We start from the raw sequence: 10,990 nt of genomic DNA on the forward strand, positions 1-10,990 counted from the left end.
CGAAAAAGGAACCGAAATAATGACCGACTACAAACACACACTGAATCTGCCGGAAACTGAGTTTCCGATGCGCGGTAATTTGGCGCAGCGTGAGCCGCAGATGTTGCAACAGTGGTACACAGATGACGTGTACGGCCTTATTCGCCAAGCGAAGGCGGGTCAGCCGGTGTTTATTTTGCATGATGGCCCTCCTTATGCGAACGGTGATATTCACATTGGTCACGCAGTGAATAAGATTTTGAAAGACATGATTGTGAAAGCGAAAACGCTGAGCGATTTTGATGCGCCTTATGTGCCTGGTTGGGATTGTCATGGCTTGCCAATTGAGCTGCAAGTTGAGAAGAAACATGGCAAGCCAGGTAAGAAACTCAGTGTGGCTGAGTTCCGTCAAAAATGCCGTGAGTATGCACTCACTCAGGTAGACGGTCAGCGTGAAGACTTTAAACGTTTGGGTGTGTTTGGTGATTGGGATAACCCTTATTTGACCATGAACCCGAAACAAGAAGCTGACAGTATTCGCGCGCTTGCAAAAATCATTGCCAATGGTCACATGCAACAAGGCTTTAAGCCGGTGCATTGGTGTACCGATTGTGGTTCTGCTCTAGCTGAAGCGGAAGTTGAGTATCAAGATAAGCGTTCACCAGCTATCGATGTTGGCTTTACGCCAGTGAACGAAAGTGAGTTGGTGGGTAAGTTTGATCACCCAGCAGGTCATACTGGCGAAGGCGAGGTGATGGTTGTGATTTGGACCACCACGCCGTGGACTATTCCAGCAAACCGTGCCATTTCGTTGCATCCGAGCCTTGATTATACGTTGGTTCAGGTTGAGGCGACGGATGAGCGCCCTGCCATGCGTTTGGTACTTGCTGATGAATTAGTGAAATCAGCCATGGAACGCTGGGGTATTGATGCTTATCACAAGCTTGGCTTCGCAAAAGGTGAAGCGCTTGAAAATGTGAAAGTGAATCATCCGTTATTTGCGGATGTTCAGGTGCCACTTATTCTTGGTGAGCACGTAACCACTGATTCTGGTACGGGCTGTGTGCACACGGCACCAGGCCACGGTGTCGATGACTTTATTGTTGGTCAGCGTTACGGCATTGAAGTGTATAACCCAGTTGGCGATAACGGTGTGTATAAAGACGATACGCCGATGTTTGCTGGTCAGCACGTGATGAAGGCGAACCCGAATATTGTTGATGCGCTGCAAGAAGCTGGGCGATTGATCCATCACGAAGCGTATAACCACTCGTACCCACATTGCTGGCGCCACAAAACGCCAATTATTTTCCGTGCCACTCCGCAGTGGTTTATCAGTATGGATAAGCAAGGTTTGCGCGCCAAAGCATTAGAGCAAATTAAACAAGTGCGTTGGGTGCCAGAGTGGGGGCAAAGCCGCATCGAAAGCATGGTTGATGGTCGTCCTGACTGGTGTATTTCACGTCAACGCACGTGGGGTAACCCGATTGCCGTGTTTGTGCGTCGTGACACGGACGAATTGCATCCACGCACGCTGGAACTGATGGAAGAAGTCGCAAAACGTGTTGAAAAAGATGGCATTCAGGCGTGGTTCGATTTAGAACCAGAAGAGTTATTAGGCGATGAAGCCGTTGATTACCGTAAAGTGACTGACACCTTAGACGTGTGGTTCGATTCAGGTGTGACACACGAAGCCGTTTTGAATAAAACGCCAGGCTTGCAGTGGCCAGCAGATTTGTATCTTGAAGGTTCTGACCAACACCGTGGTTGGTTCCAATCATCTTTGTTGACTGGTGTGGCGATGTATCAACAAGCACCATATAAGCAAGTGCTAACGCATGGTTTCACGGTTGATGGGCAAGGCCGCAAAATGTCGAAATCAATCGGCAACGTCATTGCGCCGCTTGAGGTAATGAACAAGTTAGGCGGTGATATCTTACGTTTGTGGGTTGCGGCAACGGATTATTCGGGCGAAATGACGGTTTCTGATGAAATCTTGAAGCGTTCCGCTGATAGCTACCGTCGTATTCGTAATACCTCACGTTTCTTGTTAGCGAACATTAACGAGTTTGAGCCAAGCAAACACGCTGTTGCTGCCGACGATATGGTTGCGATTGATAAGTGGATTGTTGCGCGTGCTGTTAGTTTACAAGAAGAGATTCTAAAAGCGTTAGACGGCTACCAATTCCACGGCGTGGTGCAAAAAATTATGCACTTCTGCTCAATTGAGTTAGGTAGCTTCTACTTAGACGTGATTAAAGACCGTCAGTACACGGCAAAACGTGACAGTGTCGCGCGTCGTTCATGTCAGACTGCGTTGTATCACATTGCTGAAATGTTGGTACGCTGGTTGGCGCCTATTTGTAGTTTTACCGCACAAGAAATCTGGGATGCATTGCCGAAGCAGCTCGCCAATGGTGAAGCGCGTTCGCGTTATGTGTTTACCGAGAGTTGGTATCGCGAAGCGGCGCAAATTAGCGTGAGTCCAGCCGATAACGCCTTGTGGCAAACGGTGCTTGAGGTACGTGATGAAGTGAATCGTACGCTTGAGCAAGCGCGCCGTGATGATGTAATTGGCGGCAGCTTACAAGCCGAAGTGACTGTTTATGCGGTGGCCGACATTGCCGCACAACTATCTAGTCTTGAGGACGAGTTGCGTTTTGCCTTTATTACGTCTGCTGTTGCCGTTGAAACGGTTGAGACGGCACCTGCAGGGGCTGTTGCAACAGAACTTGACGGCGTTTGGGTAAAAGTAGCGAAATCGGCCTACGAAAAATGCGAGCGCTGTTGGCATCACCGTGCAGAGGTTGGCACCATTGCGAGCCACCCGACGCTATGCCAACGCTGTGTAACAAACGTTGATGGAGCCGGAGAGGAGCGCCATTTTGCTTAAGCCAACTGATTTACAAAAGCGCGCCAGTGGGTTGCGCTTTTTGTGGTTAACCTTGCTGCTTATTGTTCTGGATCAATTTACCAAGCAATGGGTGATTCGTGTTTTCGATTTATACGAAAGCATTGAGGTGATGCCCTATTTAAATTTGACCTACGTGCGTAACATGGGCGCCGCCTTCAGCTTCTTGAGCGATCAAGGCGGCTGGCAGCGCTGGTTATTCACGTTTTTAGCGATAGCCGTTAGTGTGGTTCTGCTAATTTGGCTGCGCCGTAACCCGGCCAATATGTGGCGTCAAAATCTTGCCTTTGCGCTGATTCTGGCGGGTGCGATTGGTAATGTTATCGACCGTATAATATATGGTTACGTTATTGATTTTATTGATGTATATGTGAATGAGTGGCACTGGCCGGCATTTAATGTTGCCGATATGGCTATAACTATCGGTGCAGTTCTTATGCTATTAGAGGCGTTTTTTGAACAACGCCAGGAGCCACAGTCATGATCAGTCGTCTCCCGATCGAGCACGGTCGCGAAGTGATTTTGCATTTCACCATCAAGTTAACCGATGATTCGGTTGCTGACAGTACTAAAATGTCAGGTAAACCAGCAAAGTTCCGTATGGGCGATGGCTCCTTAACGGAGAACTTTGAGTCGTGTTTGGTTGGTTTAAAAGCTGGCGATGCCCGCGAGTTTGAACTGGCACCAGAAGACGCTTTTGGTATGCCGAATAAAGATAACTATTATCAGGTAGATACCACCAAGTTCGGTGCAGATCGCCCTGAAGTTGGCCAAATTTTTACGTTTCCACAGCCTGATGGCACGGAGTTACCCGGTATTGTGCGGGCAATTAATGATCAGTTTGTGACGATTGATTTTAATCATCCGTTGGCTGGCCAGCGGGTGCGATTTGCCGTCGAAATTATTGAGGTAAATCCTTAAAAACGTTACTCGTTAGTCGTTACTCGTTATTCGAAAAGGACAACACGAATAACTAATAACGAACAACGAACAACGAAGTTGGAGTTTTTATGAATATTGTTTTGGCGAATCCGCGTGGTTTTTGTGCCGGTGTTGACCGAGCGATTACTATAGTCGAGCGCGCATTAGAAATTTTTGAACCACCTATTTATGTGCGCCATGAAGTAGTACATAACAAATACGTGGTGGATTCGTTGCGCGCGCGCGGTGCTGTGTTTGTTGATGAGCTGCATGAAGTGCCTGACGATAGCATTGTGATTTTTTCTGCGCACGGGGTGTCGCAAGCGGTTCGCCAAGAGGCAAAAGACCGTGGTTTGCGAGTATTTGACGCAACCTGCCCGCTGGTGACCAAGGTGCATATGGAAGTGACGCGTGCAAGTCGCAAGGGGCATGAGTGTGTGCTGATTGGTCATGCGGGGCACCCGGAAGTAGAAGGCACCATGGGGCAGTACAATAACCCGAAAGGTGGAATCTACCTGGTGGAATCGGTTGACGATGTCGCAAAACTTGAGGTGAAAGATCCGAAACAATTGCACTACATGAGCCAAACCACGTTGTCGGTTGATGATACGGCTGACGTGATTGATGCGTTGCGTGACAAATTCCCAGAAGTGCAGGGGCCGCGCAAAGATGATATCTGTTATGCCACGCAAAACCGTCAAGACGCCGTACGCGAGCTCGCTGCTGAAGTGGATGTGCTGCTGGTTGTTGGCGCGCGTAATAGCTCGAATTCAAATCGCTTACGTGAATTAGCTGAAAAAATGGGTACGCCTGCGTACTTGATTGATGATGCTTCTTGCATTGATCAAGCGTGGCTCGATGGCAAAGAAAATGTCGGTGTGACTGCGGGGGCGTCAGCGCCGGAAGTTCTGGTTCGTGATGTGGTGAAAAAGCTGCAATCGTGGGGTGGAGAGACGGTTCAAGAGCGCAGCGGGCGCGAAGAAAATATCACTTTTTCTATCCCCCCAGAACTCCGCGTCGTTGAACTGTAAAACCGTTGTTCGTTATTCGTTATTTGTTATTCGTTAAATATCAAAAAATCTCCGTGTGCATAGGTTATATGTACAACGGAGATTTTCAGTTTTTAGTGCTTCGTGTTTTGCTTTTTCGAATAACGAATAACTAATAACGAATAACCAATAACGGTTTTACTGCCAACAGGTGGTGGGGGTTTTTTGGTCGTTCTGATTAATGCTCATTGTGGCACATTCTGTATCAGAAACCTGCGCACCTTTCGCTGTAGCCGTTAATGTATAGGTCTCGGCGCCAAGGTTCGACACACTAAAAGTGTAAAATTCGCTTGACGATGTAAAGCCAAGATCAGCTATTGTGGCATAGCTGGTATTGCGTAATCGATACTCTTCTTGGGCCATCTGTAATTTCATCAATTCGCCCATGGCGTCTGCTCTGCGGCTCTGTTTGACGTAGTCAGTAAAGTTCGGATATGCAATGGCTGCAATGATGCCGATAATTGCTACGACAATCATCAATTCAATCAGGGTCATGCCGGATAACTTTTTTTCAACTTGCATTTATTCCACCTGTTTATACTATGCTTAGTGCATGTGTTCATTAGTACGACAATTTTGGAACAAACGCAATGCGTCAAGGATTCACTTTACTAGAGCTTATCATCACGTTGTTAATTCTCAGCATTGTGCTGGGATGGGGTGTGCCTGCGACAATCGAAATGGCGCGAACTATGCGCCTACAGGGCGCTGCGCAAGATACCTACGCATTGCTGCAATACGCTCGCTCTGATGCGTTAAGTAGCGGCGAGAACCGTTTTGTGGTCTGGGATGATGAAAACGGTGATTGGTGTGCTGCGGTTGCCGTATCGAGTGACTGTGATTGCCTTACCGAAGATTGTTCAATTAACGGCGTGTTACGGCAAATTAATGGTACCGAGTATTCTGGCGTAACCATGGCGTCTGCTGCATTCTCTGCTGGTGACCATACCCGATTTGATGCGTTACGTGGTTTGGCTGAAGGGAACGCCGGTACGGTTAGTTATCAACTGCGTGACAGCAGTAACGCTGTAGAGCGAGAAGTGCGTGTGGTGGTCAGTACACTTGGCCGCTTGCGTTATTGCCAAGTTGGTGGTGTGGGGAGTTATCCAGCATGTTAAAGCAGCGCGGTTTATCGCTTGTTGAATTAATGATCACCATTACGCTTGGCTTAATTCTGATGGCGGCGTTAACGTCGGTGTTTTCTGCAACACTTGGCACCAATTCGCGCAGTTTACAGTTGAGCCAACTCCAAGAAGAATCTACGGCAGTGATGGATTTGCTGATGGGCGATTTACGTCGCGCCGGATATCGCGGTAACGCTCATTTATTGGTTGTGGACCCCGATAATGCGGTGACGGCCTTCAATAATAAAGTCACCGTGTCACAGCATCCAAGTGAAGTGGCGGCAAGTTGTTTGCTTTTCGAATATGACGCCGATAATGATGCGGTGCATGACGGTGCAGTTGAACAATTTGGCTATCGTCTGCGCAATGGCCAAGTGCAACGCCGACAAGCCGCAGCAACGTGTGATCAAGATGGTTGGGAAGGTTTAACCAGCCCTGATTTAATTCAAGTCGATGTGCTGGAGTTTATTCTCACCGAGCGCATGCTAGACGATGTCAATGAACAAGTTGTTGAAGTGTTGATGGTGGTATCACTACCAAGTGATGCCCAAGTATCACGAGAGTTTGCAACAGAGGTGGTGCTGCGCAATGCGTTTTAAACAATCGGGCTTTGCCACAATTACAATCACAGTCTTACTCCTTTCTATCATCATTTTGGTGACCCTCTATACTGCGCGATTTAAGGTGCAGGAGCAGCGAATAACGCGCAACCACGCCAGCATGCAGGAAGCAACGATGGTGGCAGATGCGGCTATTGAGCAAATTGTGATGGAAGTGAACGCTGAAAAATCGAATCTAAATAGAACGATCGATGGCGTGATTGGCGGTGCTCAATACAACGCAACGCTTTCCAGTACGCGCTTTGACGATACCATTCGTGGCGATGTTGATATTGTCGACGTGGTATTAACGGCGACGTCTGCAGATACCCGAGCCACGCGCACCTTACGTCAGCAAGTGGCGGTGTTGCCGATGATTCGCTCGGCGCCAGACACGCCGGTTGCCATTAAAGGCAGTATGAATGTATCCGGTAACTTCGAAGTGGTTGCGAATCCGAATGGCGGCGGCGATGGGGTACCACTGTCAATTTGGACCGAGGGTGATGTTGATGTGAATGGCAGCGGAACCACCTGTGGTCAGCAGGAGTTTAGCGAAGGTGCGTGTTCGTCACGCCCGTTCAGTGAACGTGGCGACCATGGCGTTGATATTCTAGATAATGACCCGAATTTTCCGCCTGATCTGCTTGAATATTTGTTCGGTGTACCGGAATCGAAGTGGCAAGAATTACGCGATTCAGCGAATGTTATTGTGAACGGCTGTGATTCCATTGGGCCAGCGTCGACAGGCTTAATCTGGGTAATTGGTAACTGTGCGCCAACCGTTGATATCGGTTCTTTAGCCAATCCGGTTGCGTTAGTTATTCAGGATGGAAGCTTGTCGATTAACGGTAGTACTGTTGTCAATGGCATGGTTTTCGCATTCCGGACGCCAGGTAACTTAACGAACTACGAATTAAAATTAAATGGTGGTGCCACCATCAATGGGGCGGTAATGGCAAATTATGATCCCACGTTATCCAATGGCACCTTAAAAGTACGCTATCACGAAGAAGTATTAACGAATTTGGTAAGTAATGACGCATTTAAGCGCGTGTTACGGGTAGGGGGAAGCTGGCGTGATTTCTAATCGAACTTATTTAACGCGTGGGCGCGGATTTACCTTTGTTGAGGTGTTAGTGGCATTAGTAATTATTGCCATTGGCGTTACGGGACTCGTTAGCTTACAACGTACGTTCATGCAAAGCTCGGTGCGAGCGGCAGAACATGCCACCGCACTGAAAATTGCGCAGCAACGTCTTGAGGAATTGCGTTTTCAAATTTATACCGACATTGCTTCAGGCACCGATACCGTCATGCTAGACGATAAAAATTATGCGGTAGCTTGGACCGTCGCGCCGCAATATTTTAATGGAGCGTGGGTAACAACTGGCGATGCGAATCTGCCAGACCCACTCCCACCAAATCCAGATGCGAAATCGGTTGATATATCAGTAGATTGGCAAACGCGCGGTGGTGATAACCTCACGCTGACTATGGAAGCATGGATTGGCCGTATTGCCATGCGTGATGGTGGGCTGGCGGTAACGACACCACCACCACGAAACGAACCGAGTGTGACCTACAATCCTGGTGCGGCCCCGGAGGTTATTGCGGTTAAGTTGACCGAAGATGACTCTGCAACGCAATACCAAGTGAAGGAAACGACGCGCCCCACACCAACGGTGATGCAACGTGGCGACCGACTGACCGTTCGATTCGATACGGTAACTTACGATGAAGCCACACAAACACAACGCGTTGAAGATTTTATTACGCTCAACTGCTCGTGCATGTTCACCGGTTTTGAAGATACGGCAACTACGCCGCATCGCCTGATGTTAAAAGATGGTCGACTTGTGCTTGATCCTAATGGTGGCGCTGATACCAAGAAAATGACTGGGGTCATTAACCCAGCGGTTAGTGATCAGCCATCGTTGTGTAATCAGTGTTGTCGAGATCATCATGACAACAATACGATGGTTGCCGAGCAAACGGTGTTTAAGCATGACACAGTGCGTAAACAAAACGGCAATCATCGACACTTCTATCGCGATGCCAGCGGCAACTTAGTTGAAGCGAACCAAGGTGCAAACAACGTCTATGAAGAATCTTGTCGTATGCGCCGTATTGATGGCTGGTACGCAATGTATCCTGACTGGCAATTTCATGCAGCAACGGTAACGTCGGCGGGCTATTTGATTGATCCAAATGGCGCAGCGACTTACACGCAATATGTTCGCGATGTTGTAAAAGCTTTGGTATTAGGTAACGCATTACCGAGTCAACCAACTGGTCGTGATATTACCGTGACACCGGGTTCTCATCAGTTGATTGGTCGTGGTGTTTACCTTGATGATATGACTGATGCCCATTTAGAAGCGGTGCGTGCCGCAATTTTAAACAACGAGGCAGACTGGATATCTAAAGTACCGTTTTATGAGGTGAACCTCACATTGTTAGGGCTATGGGAAACGACAAATGCTCCTGTAGCCGATGTCACCAATGAGCCGATTCAAACAATTGTTGATCCTACTCAGAATTATTACGGAACATACAGTCGGGGTCGTGTTAGTGCGCGCGACGGTGGTTTAGCGACAGTAACTATGAATGCAAATATGGGCAATGCCAGCGTTCTCGGCAGTTTGCCAGTGCATCCGTTAGAGGCAACGCAGCAAAGCAGCAGTGTGAACGTCACGGTTACGGATAGCTCCGGAGTTGTGCCACTGTATTCGGTTACAGGTGAAATTTATTGTTTACAATATACCGGTGCGGCCTGTAAAAACTCGCATTACCGCGGTGTCACGGTAGAGGGAACCGGTGTGACTTGTACTTTCTCGAAACAAGGCGACGCCGATACTGGAGCCTATGCATGTAACGGTATTCCAGCTGGAACCTCGACTGTGTTGAGTTTCAGCAAAGCAGGATTTACCTTCACACCTTCAACCATTACGATTCTTAACTTGAGTTCGAACGAAGTTCACAATGTACGAATGGACGAAAATTGATGGGTAAGGCTTATATGGCCTACTAAACCTGTGGTACTATCGGGTCACTTTTGTTGACCCGATAGGTTGCCTCAACTCCAATGTCTGTTGTTATCGAAGCTAAACAACTCACGTCGGTGCGTGCAGGACGCACGTTATTCTCAGCTCTCTCGCTGCAACTTGGCGCCGGTGAAATTCTTCATGTTGAGGGGCCGAACGGCGCGGGCAAGTCCACCTTACTTCGAATCATCGCCGGATTATTACAGCCAATAGAAGGCGAAGTGTGGTTATTTGGAGAGCCACAACATCGAGACCCTGAACTTTGGCAACGTCAAACCCTATTCATTGGGCACAAACCGGCTGTAAAATCCGAACTCACCGCGTTAGAAAACCTTCATTTTCAAACCCAACTTGATGGCGCCACTGATGTCGATGCCTGGCAGTTGCTCGAAACAGTCGGTTTATTGGGCTTAGAAGATATTCCTGCACAACAACTCTCGGCTGGCCAACAACGACGTATTGCGCTTGCTCGGCTCTGGTATAGCCAAGCCAAGCTATGGATTCTTGATGAGCCTTTTACCGCGCTAGACACCAACGGAATTGAATTGCTGCACCAACGCTTTCAACAGCACCTTGAATATGGCGGCTCACTATTGCTGACCTCACATCAGCCACTGACATGGCCGGGTGAACGATTGCAAAAAATTCGCATCGAACATAACGATGAGGAGCTCGTGTATGAATAAGGCGAGCTCATGGCAATTACTGTCGGCAATTATGCGACGCGATTTAGCCGTGGCACTGCGGCGACGTAGCGATGTTATCAATCCATTGTTGTTTGTGATTATCGTGGTCACGCTATTCCCTTTGGCGGTAGGGCCCGGCCCCGATGTTCTTGGACGGATTGCGACCGGAGTTATTTGGGTAGCTGCGTTACTATCATCGTTACTCGGCTCTGAGCGTTTATTTAGAGATGACTTTTTAGATGGCAACTTGGAACAATTGGTATTGTCACCGGCACCACTGCCATTCTTAGCGCTCGGGAAAATAATTGTGCATTGGTTGTTAAGTGGATTGCCGCTGGTGATCCTCGCACCGCTTTGTGCATTATTACTTAAACTACCGTTTGAGGCGTGGGGCACGTTGATGCTCACTCTCTTAGTGGGTACCCCAATGTTGAGTGCGATGACCGCCGTTGGTGCCGCATTAACCGTGAGTTTAGGGCGCGGTGGGGCGTTGTTAAGTTTGTTATTGTTGCCACTGTTTATCCCTTTGTTGATATTTGCAGCGGCAGCGGTTGAGAGTACGCTGGTAGGTACATCTGCTTATGGGCAAGTGTTATTATTAGCCGGACTGATGTTATTGACGTTAACCTTGGCGCCTTTGGCCGTCGCAGCAGCAATTCGAGTGAGCATAAATTAAT

11 protein-coding genes are annotated in these 10,990 nt (G+C 48.4%); 10 read left to right on the forward strand and 1 reads right to left on the reverse strand.

Annotated elements, in window-relative coordinates; all coding sequences use genetic code 11:
* The first annotated feature begins 19 nt into the window (after nucleotides 1-19).
* The 4 genes from ileS to ispH all read left to right on the forward strand — a co-directional run bounded on the left by ileS (nucleotide 20) and on the right by ispH (nucleotide 4,842).
* Nucleotides 20-2,872, forward strand: a complete 2,853-nt coding sequence (gene ileS, locus D3795_RS00290) for an isoleucine--tRNA ligase (protein WP_156265651.1) — start codon at nucleotides 20-22, stop codon at nucleotides 2,870-2,872.
* Nucleotides 2,865-3,374: a signal peptidase II gene (lspA, locus tag D3795_RS00295; RefSeq protein WP_241967955.1), complete on the forward strand. Its 510-nt coding sequence runs from the start codon at nucleotides 2,865-2,867 to the stop codon at nucleotides 3,372-3,374. The genes ileS and lspA overlap by 8 nt, the downstream gene beginning before the upstream one ends.
* Nucleotides 3,371-3,811, forward strand: a complete 441-nt coding sequence (gene fkpB, locus D3795_RS00300; protein ID WP_126759294.1) for an FKBP-type peptidyl-prolyl cis-trans isomerase — start codon at nucleotides 3,371-3,373, stop codon at nucleotides 3,809-3,811. The genes lspA and fkpB overlap by 4 nt, the downstream gene beginning before the upstream one ends.
* A gap of 89 nt (nucleotides 3,812-3,900) precedes the next feature.
* A complete protein-coding gene (gene ispH / locus D3795_RS00305) occupies nucleotides 3,901-4,842 on the forward strand; it encodes a 4-hydroxy-3-methylbut-2-enyl diphosphate reductase (RefSeq protein WP_126759293.1) in 942 nt (313 codons plus the stop codon).
* 156 nt (nucleotides 4,843-4,998) lie between these two features.
* On the opposite strand, the gene D3795_RS00310 is transcribed toward ispH, so the two are convergent.
* On the reverse strand, nucleotides 4,999-5,382 hold the full coding sequence (locus tag D3795_RS00310; protein ID WP_126759292.1) for a type IV pilin protein: 384 nt from the start codon (nucleotides 5,380-5,382) through the stop codon (nucleotides 4,999-5,001).
* 68 nt (nucleotides 5,383-5,450) lie between these two features.
* Here D3795_RS00310 and D3795_RS00315 point away from each other — a divergent pair, with 68 nt between their 5' ends.
* The 6 genes from D3795_RS00315 (at nucleotide 5,451) to ccmB (ending at nucleotide 10,989) form a co-directional block, all read left to right on the forward strand.
* Nucleotides 5,451-5,978, forward strand: a complete 528-nt coding sequence (locus tag D3795_RS00315) for a GspH/FimT family protein (protein ID WP_126759291.1) — start codon at nucleotides 5,451-5,453, stop codon at nucleotides 5,976-5,978.
* Nucleotides 5,972-6,583: a prepilin-type N-terminal cleavage/methylation domain-containing protein gene (locus D3795_RS00320; protein ID WP_156265652.1), complete on the forward strand. Its 612-nt coding sequence runs from the start codon at nucleotides 5,972-5,974 to the stop codon at nucleotides 6,581-6,583. The genes D3795_RS00315 and D3795_RS00320 overlap by 7 nt, the downstream gene beginning before the upstream one ends.
* Nucleotides 6,573-7,670, forward strand: a complete 1,098-nt coding sequence (locus tag D3795_RS00325) for a pilus assembly PilX N-terminal domain-containing protein (RefSeq protein WP_156265653.1) — start codon at nucleotides 6,573-6,575, stop codon at nucleotides 7,668-7,670. Before D3795_RS00320 ends, D3795_RS00325 begins: the two co-directional genes overlap by 11 nt.
* Entirely contained in the window at nucleotides 7,660-9,588 is a 1,929-nt protein-coding gene (locus D3795_RS00330) for a type IV pilus modification PilV family protein (RefSeq protein ID WP_156265654.1), read from the forward strand. The genes D3795_RS00325 and D3795_RS00330 overlap by 11 nt, the downstream gene beginning before the upstream one ends.
* A gap of 80 nt (nucleotides 9,589-9,668) precedes the next feature.
* Nucleotides 9,669-10,313: a cytochrome c biogenesis heme-transporting ATPase CcmA gene (ccmA, locus tag D3795_RS00335; RefSeq protein ID WP_156265655.1), complete on the forward strand. Its 645-nt coding sequence runs from the start codon at nucleotides 9,669-9,671 to the stop codon at nucleotides 10,311-10,313.
* Nucleotides 10,306-10,989, forward strand: coding sequence for a heme exporter protein CcmB (gene ccmB / locus D3795_RS00340; RefSeq protein WP_156265656.1), 684 nt, complete (start codon nucleotides 10,306-10,308; stop codon nucleotides 10,987-10,989). Before ccmA ends, ccmB begins: the two co-directional genes overlap by 8 nt.
* Nucleotide 10,990: the final 1 nt, after the last annotated feature.

The sequence above is a fragment of the Pseudidiomarina andamanensis genome (assembly GCF_009734345.1).
Taxonomy (GTDB): Bacteria; Pseudomonadota; Gammaproteobacteria; order Enterobacterales; family Alteromonadaceae; genus Pseudidiomarina; species Pseudidiomarina andamanensis.